We start from the raw sequence: 18719 nt of genomic DNA, 5'->3' as shown, positions 1-18719 counted from the left end.
TTGTCATGAAGAACACACGAAGCGTTGTAATGCTCGTGGTTGCCATCCTGGCGGGGTTAGCAGCGGTACTGCTGGCAGCACGCTGGATCCACGAGAAAGGTCAGACTGGGGGCGATAAAGTCGCAATTGCGACGACCGATATCCAGTTTGGCGCCCGGATCACCCCAGAGATGATCAAGATGGTTACCTGGCCAGCCGGCAACGAGCCGGCAGGCATTTTCAAGGATCCCAAGGTCCTTGACGGACGGGTCGCCAAAACCAGCATCACCCGTGGCGAAGCCATTCTGGAAGGAAAGCTCGCCCCGCTAGGCACCAAGGGTGGTCTGTCTGCGGTGGTGGCGGAGGGTAAGCGTGCCATTACGGTGCGGGTCAATGATGTCATCGGCGTAGCAGGCTTCGCGCTGCCCGGAAATTTCGTGGACATCATGGTCAACACCATGGAAGACGGCGCCAAGGGCAACAATGACAAGGATCGCTCGATCTCGAAATTCGTGCTTGAGCACATCCTGGTGCTGGCTGTGGCGCAAGAGGCAGGACGGGATGAGACAAAACCCAAGGTGGTGAATGCGGTCACCCTTGAAGTGACGCCTGAACAGGCCGAAAGGCTGGATCTGGCACGCTCGGTGGGCAGCCTGTCACTGGTGCTGCGTAACCAGATCGATCAGGTGGCGCTGCAGACGGTGGGCGCAACCAAAGAGTCCTTGCTCACAGGCTTCCCAACGGGTTCAGGAGCGCCGGCACCGGAAGTAATTCCAGCCAGCGTGCAACAACCTGCAAAAGCCGTAATGCGCGCGCCACGCCCAAGATCAGCACCAAAAATGGAAGCTCAGGCGCCACGCAACTGTGTGGAAATCATTCGCGGAGCCAGTAAGTCCATCGAGTGTTTCTGAATAAAAATGAGCGGGAGATAAATCATGTCCTCTGAATTCAAGTTGCGTGCTCTGGCTGCGCTGATCACGTCAATTCTCGCCTGCGGCAGCGTTCAGGCTGCACCTGCAGCGTCGAGTAAATCGCTTGTCGCAAAACCGCCGGTTGCCAGTGCGTCGCCGTGCAATCGCGTAGAGATGGGCCAGGTCGTCAGGATCGCAGTTGGCAAATCCACGCTGATTCGCCCGCAAAGCCCTGTATCCCGGATGCTGCTGGGCAACCCGCAGAATGCGCATGCAGGGCGCCCCAGCGAAGACACGAAGACCGACGATGACAAATCGCGCTCGTCTCAGCAAAACGCCAAAACAGGTGTGGCTGACGTCGATGTGTTGCTGCTGAGCCCGACTGAAATCTATGTACTGGGCAAATCGATCGGTACGACCAACATTGTGCTGGTGGACCGCGCCGGGCTGTGCTCGATGGTGGATGTGGTGGTCGGCATGGATACGGCGGGTTTGAATGCTTCGTTCAAGGAGTTGATGCCAGGCGAAGCGGGGCTGAAGATCGCCTCGGCATCCGATTCGGTGGTGCTATCGGGCACGGTAAGCGATTCTGCTGCGGCAGACCGGGTGGTGGAAATTGCGAATGCCTATGTACGTGGCACGGGTAACGCGGCGTCGAGCAGCAATCCTCGCGTCATCAATTTGCTGGACGTTGCCGCCCCCCAGCAAGTGATGCTGGAGGTGAAGGTGGCTGAAATCTCCAAGGCATTGCTCGACAAGTTTGGCACCAATATCGCCGGCAACTTGCGTTTGAAGTCATTACTTGCTCCGTTGAATATTGATATCAACGGAACCCGGGTTCTAGGTTTCGGGAATACGAGTGCTTTGACGGCGGCGGGCGGCTTTGATACGCCACTTGCGCGAGGCGAACTCAAAGCTGATCTGGGTGTTGATATGGAGAAGCAGGATGGGCTGGTGAAAGTGCTGGCCGAACCTAATGTGATGGCGATCTCCGGGCAGGAAGGCAGCTTCCTTGCTGGCGGCAAGATCTACATCCCGGTCATCACCAATACCGGCGGCAACAATACGATCACCCTGGAAGAAAAGGAGTTTGGGGTGAGCCTGAAGTTCACTCCGACGGTGCTCAGTGGCGGGCGTATCAATTTGAAGGTGGCCCCAGAAGTCTCGGAGCTGGATCCCAAGGGAGTGGCGGTTGCTGCGACAGGTATTGGTGGCACGGCAATCCTGCCCGCCTTTAGTACACGCCGGGCGATAACCACGGTGCAGTTGATGGACGGCCAGAGCTTTGCCATCGGCGGCCTGATCAAGAATAACGTGCGTTCCAGCATCAGCGCCTTTCCGTTTTTGGGTGAGTTGCCGATCATCGGTGCGCTGTTCCGCAGCAGCAGTTTCCAGACGGATCGTTCCGAGCTGGTCTTCATCATCACGCCACACCTCGTCAAGCCCTTGCCAGCAGACTATCCGCTGCCAACGGATTCCTATGTGCCACCGACTCGCAACGACATTATCATAAACGGCAAGCTGGAAGGTTCGCGCAAGGATGATGATTCGACAAAGAGCAGTTCGGATTTGAAGTAATGACGGGAGTCCAGACATGAAACCACTATCGATTGTATCCACGGTGATTATTGCCGCTGCGAGTCTAGCCGCGTGCACGGCCACCACGACCCCCAGAACAGATGGTCAGCTTGGCGACTCGCTGAAAGCCATCAAGACGCAGCAGGCGTTAAACCCCAATGCATCGGGCAATCCTGACCCTGTCACTGGTCTGGACAGCCGGTCCGCCAAAGGGGCGATGGACAACTACCACGAGAGCTTCCGCAAGCCGAAAGCCGATACAGGAAGTTCGTTCTCGACCGGCTCCGGCACCAAATAGTAAAAAATCAGCGGTTGGGCAGATCGGCACGCGCCGGCCTGCTCGGCCGGCACGCGCCTGAACCATCCTGCTTGATTGAATGGATAGAGCTTGTCATGAAAATAAAGGTTCTCTGTAACGACAATCCGCGCTTCGCCGAAATCAAGCGCGCTGCCGTCGAAAAGGATCCGGAGGCGGAGGTCTCCGGTGGTGCTTGGCGCATCGAAGAATTGTCCGCTTTCATCGACGGGTCCGGGCCAGATGTGCTGATCATCGATCAGGCCACTCCCGCCTGCCTGGAAACGCTGGAAATCTTGAGCCAGCGACGTCCTGACATTGATGTGCTGCTGATTGCGACCGAGACCTCGGTGGAGTTCCTGATGCGGGCGATGCGCGCGAACGTGCGTGAGGTATTGCCCATAACGATCACGACGGAAGCGCTGCAGGAGGCCATTGGCCGAATCCGGCAAAAACGCAGCCACCTGCCCGGCATGCGGGGCGAAGGCAAGGTTCTGGCCTTCATTTCCTGCAAGGGCGGGAGCGGTGCAACCTTCATCGCGGCAAATCTGGCCTATGCACTGGCCGCGGAAAGAAAGCAACGTGTGGCCTTGATCGACTTGAATCTGCTGTTCGGTGATGTGGCGATGTTCGTTTCGGAACAGATTCCGCCGAGCAATGTGGCTGAGGTGGCGCGTGAAATCAATCGGCTGGATGCATTCTTCCTTGAATCCGCCATGCTGGAGGTCGCGCCCGGCTTGCATGTATTGGCCTCACCCGATGATCCGTCCAGCGCACCGGATGTAAAGCGCGAACATGTGGATGCCATTATCCGCCTGGCACGCAGCAAATACGATTTCGTTATCGTCGATGTGGCACGCACGCTGGATACGATCACCCTTCAGGCGCTGGATATGGCGGACCTGATTTTCCCTGTGCTGCAACTCACGCTACCCTTCATTCGCGACAGCAAGCGTCTGATCAATGTGTTCCGTTCGCTGGACTATCACCCGGAGCAGATCCGTCTGATCGTGAACCGTTACCGGAAAGGCGGGGAAATTTCGCTGACGGATATTGAACGCACTGTCGGGCTGAAAGTATTCACGACCTTGCCAAACAGCTATCAGGCGACGGCCACCTCGGTGAATCTGGGTGTTCCAATTATCAAGGGGCAGCGCACGGACCCAGTCAGCAAGGCTCTGATTGAAATGGCATACATGATTGTCCCGGCCGACGAGGAAGAAGCATCCCGAGGTGGATGGTTATCGCGGGTGTTCTCCTGATTCGGTCAGCAACGCAGGCAAACAAGAAGAAACACGGAGGCGGGTATGTCTCTCAGAGAGCGACTTGAAGCGGTAAATGTCGTCACGGCCATAACGTATGCCGAAGCAGCCTTGCCGCGCCCGCCTACCGCGCGCGGCACCCAGGCCTATCAGGACCTGAAGAGTCACATGCACAAGACGCTTCTGGATCGTATCGATCTGGAAGCGCTGGACAAGATGACGCCGGACCATCTGCTCGTTGAACTGCGCAGTCTGGTCGAGGCAATCCTGCAGGAAGAAAACATCGTCATCAATGATGTGGAGCGGCGCAGTCTGGTCCGCGACATGCAGTACGAGATGATGGGGCTTGGGCCGCTGGAACCCCTGCTCGCGGACTCGTCCGTATCCGACATCCTGGTCAACAACTACCGTCAGGTTTACGTTGAACGCAATGGTTGCATCGAGCGCACCGAGGTGAGCTTTGTCAATGATGCGCATCTGATGAAGATCATCGACAAGATCGTCGCGCGGGTCGGGCGACGCATTGACGAATCCAGTCCGATGGTGGATGCGCGCCTGCAGGATGGATCGCGCGTCAATGCCATCATTCCGCCGCTGGCACTGGACGGGCCGGTACTCTCGATCCGGCGCTTCTCCACAGCGCCTTTGACCATGGAAAATCTGGTCGACTTCAACACCTTGATCCCCGAGATGGCGGAGATTCTGGCAAGTCTGATTCGCGCCAAGATCAACGTCCTCATCTCCGGTGGTACGGGTAGCGGTAAAACCACGCTGCTCAACATTCTGTCCGGCTACATCCCGCCTGCGGAACGCGTGATCACGATCGAAGACGCAGCGGAATTACAAATGCAACAACCGCACGTGGTACGCCTGGAGACCCGCCCCGCGAACATTGAAGGGAAAGGCGAAGTTTCACAACGTGCGCTGGTGCGCAATGCACTGCGGATGCGGCCTGACCGGATCATTCTGGGTGAGGTACGCGGTCCGGAAGCTTTTGACATGCTGCAGGCAATGAACACAGGCCACGAGGGCTCGATGAGTACGATCCACGCCAACTCGCCGCGCGACGGCTTGCTGCGCCTGGAAAACATGCTCGGTATGGCCGGCATGCCGCCACAACCGCGCATCATGCGCGCGCAGATTTCTTCCGCAGTCAATGTAGTAATTCAGGTTGCGCGCCTGAGCGATGGCAAGCGCAAGGTGGTTGGCCTGCAGGAAGTAACCGGTATGGAAGGTGATGTCATCACCATGCAGGAGATATTCAGCTTCAGACAAACCAGTGTGTCCGAGTCCGGCGTTGTGCAGGGCTATTTTTCCGCAAGCGGCGTCAGGCCAAAATTCGGCGAGCGTTTGCGGACCTTCGGTATCAACCTTGCGGATTCGCTGTTTGACCCTGCTCGACGCTATATGTAGTTTTTTCGGGAGTAGCGATGATGGTAGATACAGTATTTCTAATGTTTGGAATTGCGATATTCGTCGCGGTTGCGCTCGGGTTGGAGGGCGCTTTCATGTGGTGGAACGCCACGCGTGGTCCGGAAGCCCAGCGCATTGCGCGCCGCTTGCGGGAAGCATCTGCCGGGGCGCATGGAAATAGCCAGTTATCCATTCTCAAGCAGCGCGCGTTGAGCGAATCGGGCGGACTGGATCAGTTCCTGATGTTGCTTCCCAGAATTCATAGCATCGATCGAGCGCTGGTACAGTCGGGCTTGAATCTATCAGTCGGCGAGTTTGTCGGCATCACGATCATTTTTCTCGTGCTGGGATTCGCTTCCATCCTGCTGACCACACACAATCTGGTTTTCGCCTTCCTGATCGGTCTGGCGCTGGCCGCGCTCCCTTTGCTCTACGTGTGGCATGCCCGCTCTAAACGTCTGGCGATGGTTGAACAACAATTGCCCGATGCGATCGACTTGATGTCGCGCGCGCTCCGGGCGGGTCACGCCCTGCCGGCTGCGCTGCAAATGGTGGGCGATGAGATGCATGATCCGATTGGCGGCGAATTCAAGGTGCTGTTCGACGAGATCAACTACGGAGTGTCTGTTCATGACGCTTTGCTCAACCTGCTGACACGTCTGCCGACGGGTGATCTGCGCTATCTGGTCGTGGCGATTCTGATCCAGCGCGAGACAGGCGGTAATCTTGCCGAACTGTTCGACAACATTTCTTCCATCGTGCGTCAGCGTCTCACGCTGATGGGTGAAGTCCGCACCCTGTCTGCTGAGGGCCGGATGTCCGCCTGGATTCTCTCACTGTTGCCGTTTGCAGCGGGCGGCGCGATCCTGATTGTTAACCCGGGTTTTCTTCAGGTGCTCTGGAGTGATCCAGTCGGCATCAAACTGGTTTACGGCGCGATCGCGCTAATGGTGTTCGGCATCTGGTGGATGACCCGAATTATCAAAATCCACGTTTGATCACAGCTCCGGGTGCCGGGCGCCCGAATCGCGGGAGAATTGCATCATGACAATCGTGCAAATAACATTTCTGGCACTGGTTTTCATTTCAGTTTTCGGGATGGTCGCATTTTTTCTCGGCATAATTTCGCCCAGTGAAACGCGACAACGTCTGCTCTTGGTGGGCTCCCACCCATCGGACTACAACGTGCTGAAAAAACCGCGGCATGCCTGGTTTGACCGCCTGACCAAAGTGTTTACGCCACTGAGCGACCTCTCTGTGCCTGATGAAGGCTGGGAAAAATCGGGCATCCGCATGCGCTTCCTCAATGCAGGCATCCGCAACGCGTCAGCACCTCTGGTTTACTTCAGCGCAAAAACCGTCCTGGCGCTGGCGTTCCCGCTCACCGCGTATATGCTACTTTCAATGGGATCGCCAACACTGCCCATCACCACCCTGATGCCGATCCTGTTGTTGGTCGCGACAATAGGCTACTACCTGCCGAACGCAATCCTGTCGCACATGATTGCGTTGCGTCAGCGAGAGATATTCGAAAGTTTTCCGGATGCACTGGATCTGATGACCGTGTGCGTGGAAGCGGGGCTTGGCGTCGATGCAGCCTTAAGCCGTGTTGCGGTGGATATTGAACAGAGAAGCGAGGTGCTCAGCGAGGAATTACGGCTGGTCGGGCTTGAATTGCGCGCAGGTAGTGATCGCGAACGAGCCTTGCGCAACCTTGCCGCGCGTACCGGCGTGGCGGAAGTGGACGGTTTGGTCGCCATGCTCGTCCAGGCCGACCGCTTCGGCACCAGCATTGCTTCTACGCTACGCATTCATTCCCAGATGCTGCGCACCAAACGTCGTCAAAGGGCTGAGGAAGCCGCCGCGAAGATTGCGCTGAAGCTGCTCTTCCCCCTGATTTTCTGCATTTTCCCTTCACTGCTGCTGGTGCTGATGGGGCCCGCTTTCGTGCATATCTATCGCATATTGCTTCCTTCGTTACAGTGAGCAAGGCGCAGGCAAGTCCAGCGTATTCCAGAACAAAATTTGATCTTGGTGTGTTTCTACTGAAGGTCAATACCGGTCTAACCTGAAGAGGCTTGCCCAGCAAGCCTCTTCAGCATGCATGTCCGCACAGTCAATCCAGGCGAGGCTCTTCAGCCACCCTTCACGCCATAAACCCCGCCGATCACCAGATACTCGCCCTCCCCTTGCAGCTTGCCGGGCAGCACTTCAGCGCAGCAGATGATCTTGGTGAAGGGCACGTCGGTGGCGATCACGCGGTCGCCGAACTCACCGGCCCGCTCCGCGTCGCCGGAGAATGAATTCACATTGTTGAGCAGCACCAGAGTTTCGCCATCTTTCTTGCCAAGGAACTCGTGCGCCTCCCAGCGATTGACGCCGCGATACAGGTGAAAGTGGGTCTGCTCCGGATGGCGGCGGGCAAGCTCCAGCTGAGTCCAGGTGTAGACCAGATCTAGCTGGGCTTCGAGCGCGTTGGTGTTGTAGAGGCCCGTGGCGCGCTGTTCCAGATACAGATTGTAAGCATCGCCCGAAAAATCGCGGATCGGCGCACGGTGATGGCGTGGCAGCAGGCCGAAACGCGATTCCACCCAGGCCTTGAGAACGGCGCCTTCAACACTGTCGGCATTGAAATGCCAGCCGCGGATCAGCTTGAGGTAGTTGAGCTTGCCCCGGCTCTTGGCCATGCCCGGTGCAAAGCCGGCATCTTCCAGAGATTCCAGCCTGAAGCACATCGTCATGTAGTCATAGAAGAGCTGGACGCGTTCGGCTTCCGAATCGCGCGCATGCAGCATGCGGAAAAAATCGCGATGCAGCTCTGCGACGCCATCAATCAGCAGCGGCGCTGGATTCTTCTGGAAAGTGTGACTACCCAGAATGACTGCGGGCAGATTGCAGCGGTTGATCGATAGCCGCGCCCAGCTTGGCAGGGTCGGATTATCAGGATGACTGCCGCCGCTTGCGCCTGCGGCCTCAGGCAGCCCTCCACAGGAACCAGGAACTTGGGACGGCCCGGCGATTGTTCTGTCAGCCTTGTCGCTATCCCTACACAAGTCTGCTTGTTTGTCGCATGCCACACGGTTTCCGGTCTCCGACATTTTAATTTTTGTCCTTTAAATTCATGCGCTTGAGTGAATATTCAAACATCTGGCACAGGCGTTGCGATAAGTGTTGCGAGTCGCCAGTGCAGGTGTTTAGCGTGAATGACGCAACTCACATGCCTGGCCCCGAACAACCCGTTTCAGCAACATCTCGCAAGGAGAAGCACCATGGCAAAGCTGCGTCAATGCGCAATTTATGGCAAGGGTGGGATTGGCAAATCCACAACTACCCAGAACCTCGTGGCCGCTCTGGCCGAATCCGGCAAGAAGGTCATGATCGTCGGTTGCGATCCGAAAGCCGACTCCACCCGTTTGATTCTGCACGCAAAAATGCAGAACACGGTAATGCAACTGGCGGCAGATGCCGGCTCGGTTGAAGATCTGGAATTGGAAGACGTGTTGCAAGTGGGTTATCGCGGCATCAAGTGTGCCGAGTCCGGTGGCCCTGAGCCCGGCGTCGGTTGCGCTGGCCGTGGTGTGATTACCGCCATCAACTTCCTCGAAGAAGAAGGCGCGTACTCGGATGACCTAGATTTCGTATTCTACGACGTGCTGGGCGACGTGGTGTGTGGTGGTTTCGCCATGCCGATCCGCGAAGGCAAGGCGCAGGAAATCTACATCGTCTGTTCCGGCGAAATGATGGCCATGTACGCCGCCAACAACATCGCCAAGGGCATCGTGAAGTACGCCAACTCGGGTGGTGTGCGTCTGGCCGGCCTGATCTGCAACAGCCGCAATACCGACCGCGAAGATGAATTGATCATGGCACTGGCTGAGAAGATCGGCACCCAGATGATCCACTTCGTACCGCGCCACAACGTTGTTCAGCACGCTGAAATCCGCCGCATGACCGTCGTCGAGTATGACCCGACGCACAGCCAGGCTGACGAATATCGCGCACTGGCCAACAAGATTGTGAACAACACCAAGTTCGTCATTCCGAATCCGATCGAAATGGAAGTTCTGGAAGAACTGCTGATGGAATTCGGGATCATGGAAGTGGAAGACGAAAAGATCGTCGGCAAGACTGCCGCCGAACTGGCCGCCTGATTCATACCGACACCACCGTAAAACTCGTATCAACTTGTGCGCCGTGCCCGGCTAAGGGCCGGCGCAAGGAGAAATACCATGTCTGAGCTCACCCGCGAGCAAGCCCAGGCCCTCATTGAAGAGGTGCTGGAGGTTTATCCCGAGAAGGCCAAGAAGGACCGCGCCAAACACCTGATGGTGAATGACAAGTCCATTGAGCAATCCAAAAAATGCATCACCTCCAACCGCAAGTCGGTGCCGGGCGTGATGACCCAGCGCGGCTGCGCCTACGCCGGTTCCAAGGGCGTGGTGTGGGGCCCCATCAAGGACATCATCGACATCTCGCACGGTCCGGTCGGCTGTGGCGCGTATTCCCGCGGTGGTCGTCGTAACTATTACTCTGGTACGTCTGGCGTTGATAGCTTTTGTGACATCAACTTCACGTCCGATTTCCAGGAAAAAGACATCGTTTTCGGCGGCGACAAGAAGCTCGCCGTCCTGATCGACGAACTGGAAGCGCTGTTCCCGCTGTCCCGTGGTATCTCGGTGCAATCCGAGTGCCCGGTCGGCCTTATCGGTGACGACATCGAAGCCGTCGCCAAGAAGAAGTCGGCTGAAATCGGCAAGGTCGTCATTCCGGTTCGTTGCGAAGGTTTCCGTGGCGTGTCGCAATCCCTCGGCCACCACATCGCGAACGATGCAGTACGCGATTTCATCATCAGCAATCGTGACGATGTTGCATTCGAAGGCACGCCTTACGACGTGGCCATCCTGGGTGATTACAACATCGGCGGCGATGCCTGGTCTTCACGCATCCTGCTCGAAGAGATGGGTCTGCGCGTTGTGGCACAGTGGTCCGGCGACGGCACATTGGCCGAGATGGAAAACACGCCGAAGGTGAAACTGAACCTGCTGCACTGCTATCGCTCGATGAACTACATCGCGCGCCACATGGAAGAGAAGTACGCGATTCCATGGCTGGAATACAACTTCTTCGGCCCCACCAAGATTGCCGAGAGCCTGCGCGACATCGCCTCGCACTTCGACGAAACGATCCAGGCGGGTGCCGAGCGTGTGATTGCCAAATACACGCCCGCCATGAACGCGATCATCGCCAAGTTCAAGCCGCGTCTGCAAGGCAAGAAGGTCATGCTGTACGTCGGTGGTCTGCGTCCGCGTCACACCATCGGTGCCTACGAAGATCTGGGCATGGAAGTGATCGGTGCCGGTTATGAATTCGCGCACAACGACGATTACGACCGCACGATGAAAGAGATGAAGGACGCCACGTTGATTTATGACGACGTGACTGGCTATGAGTTCGAAGAGTTCGTGCGCGTTCTCAAGCCTGATCTGATCGGCTCCGGCATCAAGGAAAAGTATGCCTTCCACAAGATGGGTGTGCCTTTCCGCCAGCTGCACTCCTGGGATTACTCCGGCCCGTATCACGGCTTTGATGGCTTCGCCGTCTTCGCCCGCGACATGGACATGACCGTGAATAACCCCTGCTGGGGAATGCTCAAGGCTCCGTGGTTGAAAGATGAGGCTGAAGGCGAACAGAAAGCCGCCTGAAGCAGACCAGTGAATCCGTGCGGCGAGCGCCGCACGGCCGACCAAACTTAGCCCGCGTCCACAGCTAGCTGGCCGGGCAAGGAGATGCAAAATGCAAACCGTCGAAAACACAAAAGCATGTTTCCCGCTCTTCAACGAGCCGGAGTATCAGGACCTGCTCGCCAACAAGCGCGAGCTGTGGGAAGAGATGCCGTCGAAGGACAAGATCGCTGAAACCTTCGCCTGGACGACCACCCAGGAATATCAGGACATCAACTTCAAGCGCACCGCGCTGACCATCAACCCGGCCAAGGTGTGTCAGCCTCTGGGCGGCGCCCTGTGCGGCATGGGTTTCGAAAAGACCATGGTGTACATCCACGGCTCACAAGGCTGCGTGGCTTACTTCCGCACCTACTTCAACCGTCACTTCAAAGAGCCGATTGCGTTCATCGCCGACTCGATGACGGAAGATGCGGCCGTGTTCGGCGGTCAGAAGAACGTGCATGAAGGCTTGCAGAACGCCACCAAGCTGTATGGCGCGAAGATGATTGCTGTCTGCACGACGTGTATCGCAGAAGTTATCGGTGACGACCTGGGCGCCTTCATCGGCAATGCCCGCAAGGAAGGCAACGTCGACAAAGACTTCCCGATCCCTTACGCCAACACCCCGTCTTTCGTCGGCTCGCACGTCACCGGCTGGGACAACATGTTCGAAGGCATCGTCAGCTACTTCACGCAGACGACCATGGACGGCAAGGTGGTCGGCAGCAACAAGAAGATCAACATCGTTCCGGGCTTCGAAACCTATCTCGGCAACTACCGCGTCATCAAGCGCATGTTGAAGGAAATGGATGTCGACTACACCTTCCTGTGTGATCCGGAAGAAGTGCTCGACACCCCGGCCAACGGCGAATACGAAATGTATGCCGGCGGCACGACTATCGACGAAGTGAAAGATGCGCCGAACGCCATCACCACTTTCATGCTCCAGCCCACCACCCTGGAAAAGAGCAAGAAGTTCGTTGAAGGCACCTGGAACCACGAAGTACCGAAGATCAACATTCCGATGGGCGTGGAATGGACCGACGAATTCCTGATGAAGGTTTCGGAAGTCACCGGCAAGCCGATCTCTGCTTCGCTGCTGAAGGAACGTGGCCGTCTGGTCGACATGATGACCGACTCCCACGCCTGGCTGCACGGTAAGAAGATGGCCATCTTCGGCGATCCGGACTTCCTGCTCGGCATGGTCAAGTTCATGCTGGAACTGGGCATCGAACCGACTCACATCCTTTGCAACAACAGCAACAAGCGTTGGGAGAAGCGGATGAAGGCCGTGCTCGAATCCTCGCCTTACGGTATCCATGCCAAGGTGTATCCGGGCTGCGATCTGTGGCACTTGCGTAGCCTGTGCTTCACCGACAAGCCGGACTTCGTCATCGGCAGCACCTACGGCAAGACCATCCAGCGCGACACCCTGTACAAGGGCGCCGACTTTGAAGTGCCGTTGATCCGCTTGGGCTTCCCGATCTTCGATCGACACCACCTGCATCGCATGACCACGCTGGGCTACGAGGGCGGGATGTACATCCTGACCACGCTGACCAACGCTGTGCTTGAGTTGCTGGATGACAAGACCAAGTACATGAACGATACCGACTACAACTACGACATCGTTCGTTAATCAACCAGTGCTGAGGACTGAGTGCTGAGTGCTGGGAAAACCCTCGGCTTCGGCACTCAGCACTCAGTACCCAGCACTCGGAACTTCCCCATGGCCAACATCATGGTTCGTAAAAGCGCAGACGGCGGATTGTCTTTCTATCTGCCCAAGCGTGACATCGAGGACAGCATCACTTCCATCGAGTTTGACTCCCCGGAAAAATGGGGTGGCGAAATCAAGCTGGGGAACGGGGGCGTGTATTACATCGATCCGATTCCTGCGCCCGCGCGTTTGCCCATTTCGATCCGGGCACGGCGCGTGGATGGAGTTGAATAAGCAAGTGCTGAGCAATGAGTGCTGAGTGCTGAGTAAAAACTTGCGTCGGCGCAGCCGGCGGAAATTTCAACTCCTCACTCATCACCCTTTCCTCCTTACTGATTGGAGAAACATCATGGCAATGAAAATCGTTGTAGCCGAATGCAGTAGCTGTGGTGACTGCATCCCCGTATGCCCCACCAACTCGATCTTCGACAAGGGCGGCATCGTCAAGATCAAGGCCGACACGTGTAATGAATGTGAAGACAGTGACGCCGGCCCCAAGTGCCAGGCCACCTGTGCTTCGGGTGACGCCTGCATCGTTTATATGTAATCAAATCCGTAGGGTGGGTTCGGAGCGAAGCGACAACCCACCGCGCAAACCGGCTAAAGCTTGACCGTATCGATGGTGGGTTGCTGCGCGAACCCACCCTACATCCCGAACACGAGGAGCCCTGCCATGAGCACCAACTCATCCATCACCCGCGAAGCCGCGCTGCGCATTGGTCTGGCTTCACGCGAGCTGAATGTCACGCCGCGCGAACTGACTTTGGCGCTGGCGGAAAAGATCGATTTGCCGCTCACCGAAACCAAGCTGGCTGCCTGCTCGGTTGAGGATTTGCGCGAAGCCATGGATGGCGATGGCGGTATCTGTCAGGCCGAAAAAGAAGATCTCAAGCGCGCCGTGCACCTGCTCTGGGGCGAAGGTGTCAGTGGCAGCGAATTACCGTCACTGGACGCCTACAACGATGGCGATATGCCCGGTTCAATCCGCCTGGCTTGCGCCTCGAACACAGGCGAGATACTCGATGGGCATTTTGGTTCCTGCGACCGCTTCCTGATCTATCAGGTTTCAGCCACCGAGGCTCGCCTGATCGAGACACGCTCCACACTGGAAACCGAACACGCCGAAGACAAAAACGTCGCCCGTGCCGCCTTGATTGCCGATTGCGATGTGCTGTACGTGCAGTCCATCGGTGGGCCCGCAGCGGCCAAGGTGATCCGCGCCAACGTGCATCCGGTGAAGATTCCGCAGACCGGGCCGGCACGCACCAGTGTCTCGCGTCTGCAGACCAGTCTGTCCAGCCCGCCGCCCTGGCTGGCCCGCGTGATGGGCATCAGCCCGCCCTCGCTGGCGCAATTTGCAGCGATGATCGAGGAGGACTGAAAATGACTCCAGAATTTATTGACACCATCTGCAAGGCGTTGGCCGATGGCAATGCCCGACGTCCCGGCGTCGACCGGGAGCTGCGCGAAGCTTTTCCCGGAGTCGTCTTCAGCGTATGTGACGACAACGATATTCCCTCGAGACTTGCTCCCGTGGCCACGGGTGAAGACTTTGCGCTGTATGCCATCAGCACCAGCGGTCACTGTTCCCAACTCACGCCACAACTCGAAGGCGCTGGCGGGCTGGCCATTGGTCTGATCAACGATGACGACTGAATCACCCTGCGGCTGCCTGCAACAAGCCAGCGAAGAACGCGACCGCTACGCCAGTTTTATCGGCCTCGATTGCAACGGTCAGGCACGCCGCTTCATCACCATGCTGCGGCCCTATCTGGATGATCCGGCGCGCAGCAATGCCTTCTGGGTGCACTTTGAAAAGAAACTCACAGCCACCAGCGGCCCACGCAACGACGAGCTCTTTCTGATCCACGCCCACATCAACATCCTGCGCGATCAGCTTGAGAGCCTCGACGACGTGCAAGCCTTGCTCTTGCTCGATCAGATCGAGCAGGAATGCTGCTGAGCCCTTTCAATTCCGGAGACCCTCATGTGCCAGAAAAAAACCGCAGGAGAAGAGCAAAGCCTGCATGAAAAATTCTGCCAGGCCACTCACGGCATTCCATGCAAAGCCGTGCATGCCGTCGGCTCCCTCTTCAACCTGATTCTAGGCCGTGCGCCCAGTCAGGACTGCTGCAGTGGCCCGGGGCAGAAAACCAACTGCGATTGCCAACCACCTCAACCCTGATGAATACCAAGGACCCTTCACCATGTTGCTGAAAAAATATGCAGACGCCGGCTACCAGATCAACGCCAACCTCAACGAGACCTGCAGCGGTGCCCCGCTGAAAGCATACCGCGGCGAGATGATCGTCATCGAAGGCGAAGTGATTGATGCCGCAACCCAACGCAAGGCACCGGCTAAAATTCTGCAGCAAGCCGTCCTCCTGGCTGACGACACCCAGATCAAATTTCTCGCCGGCATGCTTGATGACGTAAACGACGTGCCCGCATTACTCGGTCGCTATGGCGACGACATGGGCTGCGATACGCTGTGTGTGATTTTTGCGCTCAATATCGATAAGGCTGCCAGCCTGAGTCACGGCAACAGCAAGGTGCATCTGGTGCCGATGGATGATGGCTTGCCCTGGCCTGAACTGATGCAGCTGGCCGGTCTGGAAAAAGGGGACATCAAGAGCCTTTCCCCTGCCGACAAGGTGCAGGCCGTATTCAAGGAGCTCACCGGCTTCCGCCCGCGCAATTCAAGCAACGTTGAACTCGCCGGCATCGCCGCGCTCAACAACGGCAAGCGACGTGAGATTCGCGGCGCGGTCTGATTAATTCGGGAACTGGGAACTAGGGACTGGGGAATCGGGGGCCCTGGCTCCGTTTTCCCCGTTCCCCGCCCCGAGTCCCCACTACCCAGTTCCGAGTACCCAAAAATGCACATCCTGATCGTTCTCGCCCACCCCAAACCCGGTAGCTTCAATCACGCCATTGCCGACACGGCACGCCAGACACTGGAAGCCGCCGGCCATCGCGTCACCCTGCGTGATCTGCATGCTGAAGGCTTCGATCCGCTGTACACGCCCGAAGAACTGGTACGCGGCCACATTCCAACAGCCGAAGTGCGCGAACACGCCGATCTCGTCCTCAATGCCGATGCCATCATCGTGGTGCACCCCAACTGGTGGGCCCAGGCGCCGGCCATTCTCAAGGGCTGGCTGGATCGCGTGCTGCGGGCCGGCGAGGCCTACCGATTCGGTATGAATGACAAGGGCGAAGGTGTCATCATCGGCCAGCTCAAGGCACGCGCAGCCCTCGTCTTCACTACCTCGAACACCCCGAAAGCAGCTGAGCTCGCGCTCTACGGCGATCCGCTGGATAATTTCTGGAAAGCATGCGTCTGGGGCTTCTGCGGAGTCAGCAAGGTTGAACGCCGCAATTTCGAATCTGTCATCGCCAGCACGCCAGAACAACGCGCCGGATGGCTGGAGGATGTAGTGACTCTGACCAAACAAGTCATTGCCTGAAGAGGCACTCTGGACGGGCCTGTCAGAGAGGCCGGCCTGAACCTGACGGAACGCCGAGCGCTACGCAGGAAGACCTCAGCTCCCTGTCGCGCCACGTCAGCCAGCTTGTAACCGAACGCGAGGCCAGTCGCGAAGCAACACTACGCGCCAAGAAAGCAGCCGAAGGTGCAAACCGGGCCAAGAGCGAATTCCTGGTCAATATGAGCCACGAAATCCGCACGCCCATGAATGCCATCATGGGCATGACCGCACTGACACTGGACACAGCCCTGAACAGCGAGCAGCGCGAATACCTCGGATTTGTAGAAAGCTCGGCCGAGGCCTTGCTGCAGATCATCAACGACATCCTGGGTTTTTCGAAGATCGAGGCAGGCAAGCTTGATGTCGAGTCTATCCCGTTCTCGCTCTCCGAGCTGATTTCGAGCACGGCCAAGACCATGGCCTTGCGCGCTGGCGAGAAATCCATTGAACTCATTCTGGACATATCTCCCGACCTGCCGGGCAAAGTCAGCGGCGACCCCGGCCGCGTGCGCCAGATCCTGTTGAATCTTCTCTCCAACGCCATAAAATTCACGGAACGCGGCGAAATCGTGCTGAGTGCACATCACGAGATCGAACCCGACGGACAGTTGCGCCTGCAATTTTCCGTGCGCAATAGCGGCATCGGCATTCCGCTCGAAAAACAGGCTCGCATAACCACCACTGAATTCATGCGCACGCGCTGGCCTGCTGCGCGAGTACTGATGCTCACCTCATCAGATCAAGGCGACGAGCGCAGCCTGGCCCAAAAAGTTGGCATTGAGCGCTGCCTGACCAAGCCGGTTTCAGGCACCGAAATGATCGACGCCATCGGCATCCTCATCAAGGATGAGGACAGCAGTCCGTCCCCCGAGATGGCCTCACTCCAGACCGGACCGGTCTGCGCCGAGGCCGCACGCATTGCAGAACGGCGCCCTGCTTCCGTAACGCCCCCACCGCGCCTGAATGCACCGAACGTTCTGCTGGTCGAAGACAACAGCACCAATCAGAAACTCGCCACACGCCTGCTGGAAAAACTCGGCTGCAAAGTCGAAATCGCCGCCGATGGCGATATCGCCGTGAGCCGCTTCGAACGTGGCGGTCTTGATCTGATCTGCATGGACATGCAAATGCCGCACTGTGACGGCCTCACCGCCACCCGCCGCATTCGCGAGATCGAGCGCAGCACGGGCAGTCATATCCCGATCATCGCGATGACCGCCAACGCCATGCAAGGCGACCGTGATCGCTACCTGGAATCCGGCATGGACGATTACGTGTCGAAACCGATCCATTTCGATGAGCTCAAGAAAATGCTGACGCGCTACACCGGCGACATTCTGTAGCTCCCGGAATACCAAACTCGAAGCTTGTACCCGAACGGCCGCAGATACTCACGCTGGATGTGTTCGCGTCAATCCACGCGAAGTTTGCATCAAGCAGAATTCCCGTATAAAGTATTTATACTGTTTGCACCGTTTAAAACCACCCAAAGGAAATACCATGAATACACCCAGCACACCCGCCACTCCAGCTGTTGCCCCGACCGCGAGCAAGCCCGCTGCCAAGGCCGCTGCACCCAAGGCTGCGCCAGCCAAGGCTGCGCCAGCCAAAGCCGCCACCAAACCAGCAGCCAAGCCGGCCGCAAAGACTGCCGCCGCAGCCAAACCGGCCACCCCCGCCAGTAAGCCTGCTGCTGCAAAACCGGCTGCAAAGCCAGTCGCCAAGCCGGCCGTTGCTGCAAAGAAAGCCGTTACCAAAGTCGCCGTCAAGGCTCCAGTCAAGACAGCTGCTGCGCCCGCAAAACCCGCTGCTGCAAAAGCCAAGCCCGCTACCAAGCCGGTCAAATCTGCGGCAGCCAAGCCAGCCACCAAACCCGCGATTGCCAAGCCAGCTATTGCCAAGCCAGCAATTGCCAAACCCGTTGCCACCAAACCCGTCGTAGCCAAACCGGCGACTCCAGTCAAAGCGCCCAAAGCCAAGAAGACCAAACTGGTACGTGACAGCTTCACCTTCCCGGAAGATGAATATCAATTGATTGCCACGCTCAAAGCGCGCGCGCTGAAAGCCGGCCTCGATATCAAGAAGAGTGAAGTGCTGCGCGCCGGTCTCGCCGCTCTGGTCGATATGGCTGAGCACGGTCTGCTCAAGGCACTGGATGCGGTGGAGCGCATCAAGACGGGGCGCCCGTCGAAGTAAATAGAGGCTCGCGCTTAACGCGATCACTCACAAGAAAGCGCCCGAAACGGGCGCTTTTTTTGTCTGAACGCCATACCCCTGAATTTTTTTGGCTGGATACAAGATGCCTGAAGAGCCTCACGGGGCGGACTTCTTCGGGCAGGCTTGCCGC

Annotated in this window: 20 protein-coding genes; 19 read left to right on the top strand and 1 reads right to left on the bottom strand. The window is 57.5% G+C overall.

What is annotated here, in order from left to right; all coding sequences use genetic code 11:
• Positions 1-5 precede the first annotated feature (5 nt).
• The 7 genes from cpaB (at position 6) to ABXR19_RS06405 (ending at position 7424) form a co-directional block, all read left to right on the top strand.
• On the top strand, positions 6-890 hold the full coding sequence (gene cpaB / locus ABXR19_RS06435; RefSeq protein WP_354600282.1) for a Flp pilus assembly protein CpaB: 885 nt from the start codon (positions 6-8) through the stop codon (positions 888-890).
• Positions 891-914: 24 nt separating this feature from the next.
• Positions 915-2468, top strand: a complete 1554-nt coding sequence (locus ABXR19_RS06430; RefSeq protein WP_354600281.1) for a type II and III secretion system protein family protein — start codon at positions 915-917, stop codon at positions 2466-2468.
• A 16-nt stretch (positions 2469-2484) separates the two neighbouring features.
• Positions 2485-2766 (top strand): hypothetical protein, encoded by a 282-nt coding sequence (locus ABXR19_RS06425; RefSeq protein WP_354600280.1) that lies wholly within the window; start codon positions 2485-2487, stop codon positions 2764-2766.
• A 95-nt stretch (positions 2767-2861) separates the two neighbouring features.
• Complete coding sequence (locus tag ABXR19_RS06420) at positions 2862-4025, top strand: CpaE/TadZ family protein (protein ID WP_354600279.1); 1164 nt, start codon at positions 2862-2864, stop codon at positions 4023-4025.
• 45 nt (positions 4026-4070) lie between these two features.
• The gene (locus ABXR19_RS06415) at positions 4071-5438 is read left to right on the top strand and encodes a TadA family conjugal transfer-associated ATPase (protein ID WP_354600278.1); all 1368 of its coding nucleotides are present in this window, start codon (positions 4071-4073) and stop codon (positions 5436-5438) included.
• A gap of 41 nt (positions 5439-5479) precedes the next feature.
• Entirely contained in the window at positions 5480-6436 is a 957-nt protein-coding gene (locus ABXR19_RS06410) for a type II secretion system F family protein (RefSeq protein WP_354600277.1), read from the top strand.
• 46 nt (positions 6437-6482) lie between these two features.
• Positions 6483-7424 carry a type II secretion system F family protein gene (locus ABXR19_RS06405; RefSeq protein ID WP_354600276.1) on the top strand — a complete coding sequence of 314 codons (942 nt, stop codon included), beginning with the start codon at positions 6483-6485 and terminating at the stop codon, positions 7422-7424.
• A 149-nt stretch (positions 7425-7573) separates the two neighbouring features.
• On the opposite strand, the gene ABXR19_RS06400 is transcribed toward ABXR19_RS06405, so the two are convergent.
• The gene (locus ABXR19_RS06400; RefSeq protein ID WP_354600275.1) at positions 7574-8536 is read right to left on the bottom strand and encodes an NAD(+)--dinitrogen-reductase ADP-D-ribosyltransferase; all 963 of its coding nucleotides are present in this window, start codon (positions 8534-8536) and stop codon (positions 7574-7576) included.
• Positions 8537-8707: 171 nt separating this feature from the next.
• Between ABXR19_RS06400 and nifH the strand changes: the two genes are divergently transcribed.
• The 12 genes from nifH to ABXR19_RS06340 all read left to right on the top strand — a co-directional run bounded on the left by nifH (position 8708) and on the right by ABXR19_RS06340 (position 18568).
• Positions 8708-9589: a nitrogenase iron protein gene (gene nifH / locus ABXR19_RS06395; RefSeq protein WP_354600274.1), complete on the top strand. Its 882-nt coding sequence runs from the start codon at positions 8708-8710 to the stop codon at positions 9587-9589.
• 78 nt (positions 9590-9667) lie between these two features.
• Positions 9668-11140 (top strand): nitrogenase molybdenum-iron protein alpha chain, encoded by a 1473-nt coding sequence (gene nifD / locus ABXR19_RS06390; RefSeq protein ID WP_354600273.1) that lies wholly within the window; start codon positions 9668-9670, stop codon positions 11138-11140.
• 91 nt (positions 11141-11231) lie between these two features.
• Positions 11232-12800 (top strand): nitrogenase molybdenum-iron protein subunit beta, encoded by a 1569-nt coding sequence (gene nifK, locus ABXR19_RS06385; RefSeq protein ID WP_354600272.1) that lies wholly within the window; start codon positions 11232-11234, stop codon positions 12798-12800.
• A 90-nt stretch (positions 12801-12890) separates the two neighbouring features.
• A complete protein-coding gene (nifT, locus tag ABXR19_RS06380) occupies positions 12891-13115 on the top strand; it encodes a putative nitrogen fixation protein NifT (RefSeq protein ID WP_354600271.1) in 225 nt (74 codons plus the stop codon).
• A gap of 115 nt (positions 13116-13230) precedes the next feature.
• The gene (locus ABXR19_RS06375) at positions 13231-13428 is read left to right on the top strand and encodes a 4Fe-4S binding protein (protein WP_354600270.1); all 198 of its coding nucleotides are present in this window, start codon (positions 13231-13233) and stop codon (positions 13426-13428) included.
• Between the two features lie 126 nt (positions 13429-13554).
• Positions 13555-14262, top strand: a complete 708-nt coding sequence (locus ABXR19_RS06370; RefSeq protein ID WP_354600269.1) for a dinitrogenase iron-molybdenum cofactor biosynthesis protein — start codon at positions 13555-13557, stop codon at positions 14260-14262.
• A 2-nt stretch (positions 14263-14264) separates the two neighbouring features.
• On the top strand, positions 14265-14537 hold the full coding sequence (locus tag ABXR19_RS06365) for a DUF6129 family protein (protein WP_354600268.1): 273 nt from the start codon (positions 14265-14267) through the stop codon (positions 14535-14537).
• Positions 14527-14844: a N(2)-fixation sustaining protein CowN gene (gene cowN / locus ABXR19_RS06360; protein WP_354600267.1), complete on the top strand. Its 318-nt coding sequence runs from the start codon at positions 14527-14529 to the stop codon at positions 14842-14844. The genes ABXR19_RS06365 and cowN overlap by 11 nt, the downstream gene beginning before the upstream one ends.
• A 244-nt stretch (positions 14845-15088) precedes the next feature.
• Positions 15089-15655, top strand: a complete 567-nt coding sequence (locus ABXR19_RS06355) for a hypothetical protein (RefSeq protein WP_354600266.1) — start codon at positions 15089-15091, stop codon at positions 15653-15655.
• Between the two features lie 105 nt (positions 15656-15760).
• Positions 15761-16351, top strand: a complete 591-nt coding sequence (locus ABXR19_RS06350) for an NAD(P)H-dependent oxidoreductase (protein WP_354600265.1) — start codon at positions 15761-15763, stop codon at positions 16349-16351.
• The gene (locus ABXR19_RS06345; protein WP_354600264.1) at positions 16306-17715 is read left to right on the top strand and encodes a response regulator; all 1410 of its coding nucleotides are present in this window, start codon (positions 16306-16308) and stop codon (positions 17713-17715) included. Before ABXR19_RS06350 ends, ABXR19_RS06345 begins: the two co-directional genes overlap by 46 nt.
• 157 nt (positions 17716-17872) lie before the next feature.
• On the top strand, positions 17873-18568 hold the full coding sequence (locus tag ABXR19_RS06340; RefSeq protein WP_354600263.1) for a hypothetical protein: 696 nt from the start codon (positions 17873-17875) through the stop codon (positions 18566-18568).
• The last annotated feature ends 151 nt before the right edge of the window (positions 18569-18719 follow it).

The sequence above is a fragment of the Uliginosibacterium flavum genome, assembly GCF_040566545.1.
In the GTDB taxonomy this organism is placed as follows: domain Bacteria; phylum Pseudomonadota; class Gammaproteobacteria; order Burkholderiales; family Rhodocyclaceae; genus Uliginosibacterium; species Uliginosibacterium flavum.
This window is presented reverse-complemented; position numbering and strand designations above follow the sequence as displayed.

Bases quoted from the DNA above. Each gene is read 5' to 3' on its own strand.
- ABXR19_RS06430 (WP_354600281.1), top strand. From the start codon at position 915: ATGTCCTCTGAATTCAAGTTGCGTGCTCTGGCTGCGCTGATCACGTCA.
- cpaB (WP_354600282.1), top strand. From the start codon at position 6: ATGAAGAACACACGAAGCGTTGTAATGCTCGTGGTTGCCATCCTGGCG.
- ABXR19_RS06355 (WP_354600266.1), top strand. From the start codon at position 15,089: ATGTTGCTGAAAAAATATGCAGACGCCGGCTACCAGATCAACGCCAAC.
- ABXR19_RS06405 (WP_354600276.1), top strand. From the start codon at position 6,483: ATGACAATCGTGCAAATAACATTTCTGGCACTGGTTTTCATTTCAGTT.
- ABXR19_RS06400 (WP_354600275.1), bottom strand. From the start codon at position 8,536: ATGTCGGAGACCGGAAACCGTGTGGCATGCGACAAACAAGCAGACTTG.
- ABXR19_RS06410 (WP_354600277.1), top strand. From the start codon at position 5,480: ATGTTTGGAATTGCGATATTCGTCGCGGTTGCGCTCGGGTTGGAGGGC.
- nifH (WP_354600274.1), top strand. From the start codon at position 8,708: ATGGCAAAGCTGCGTCAATGCGCAATTTATGGCAAGGGTGGGATTGGC.
- ABXR19_RS06420 (WP_354600279.1), top strand. From the start codon at position 2,862: ATGAAAATAAAGGTTCTCTGTAACGACAATCCGCGCTTCGCCGAAATC.
- ABXR19_RS06345 (WP_354600264.1), top strand. From the start codon at position 16,306: ATGGCTGGAGGATGTAGTGACTCTGACCAAACAAGTCATTGCCTGAAG.
- ABXR19_RS06365 (WP_354600268.1), top strand. From the start codon at position 14,265: ATGACTCCAGAATTTATTGACACCATCTGCAAGGCGTTGGCCGATGGC.
- ABXR19_RS06415 (WP_354600278.1), top strand. From the start codon at position 4,071: ATGTCTCTCAGAGAGCGACTTGAAGCGGTAAATGTCGTCACGGCCATA.
- ABXR19_RS06340 (WP_354600263.1), top strand. From the start codon at position 17,873: ATGAATACACCCAGCACACCCGCCACTCCAGCTGTTGCCCCGACCGCG.
- ABXR19_RS06425 (WP_354600280.1), top strand. From the start codon at position 2,485: ATGAAACCACTATCGATTGTATCCACGGTGATTATTGCCGCTGCGAGT.
- nifT (WP_354600271.1), top strand. From the start codon at position 12,891: ATGGCCAACATCATGGTTCGTAAAAGCGCAGACGGCGGATTGTCTTTC.
- ABXR19_RS06375 (WP_354600270.1), top strand. From the start codon at position 13,231: ATGGCAATGAAAATCGTTGTAGCCGAATGCAGTAGCTGTGGTGACTGC.
- ABXR19_RS06350 (WP_354600265.1), top strand. From the start codon at position 15,761: ATGCACATCCTGATCGTTCTCGCCCACCCCAAACCCGGTAGCTTCAAT.
- cowN (WP_354600267.1), top strand. From the start codon at position 14,527: ATGACGACTGAATCACCCTGCGGCTGCCTGCAACAAGCCAGCGAAGAA.
- ABXR19_RS06370 (WP_354600269.1), top strand. From the start codon at position 13,555: ATGAGCACCAACTCATCCATCACCCGCGAAGCCGCGCTGCGCATTGGT.
- nifK (WP_354600272.1), top strand. From the start codon at position 11,232: ATGCAAACCGTCGAAAACACAAAAGCATGTTTCCCGCTCTTCAACGAG.
- nifD (WP_354600273.1), top strand. From the start codon at position 9,668: ATGTCTGAGCTCACCCGCGAGCAAGCCCAGGCCCTCATTGAAGAGGTG.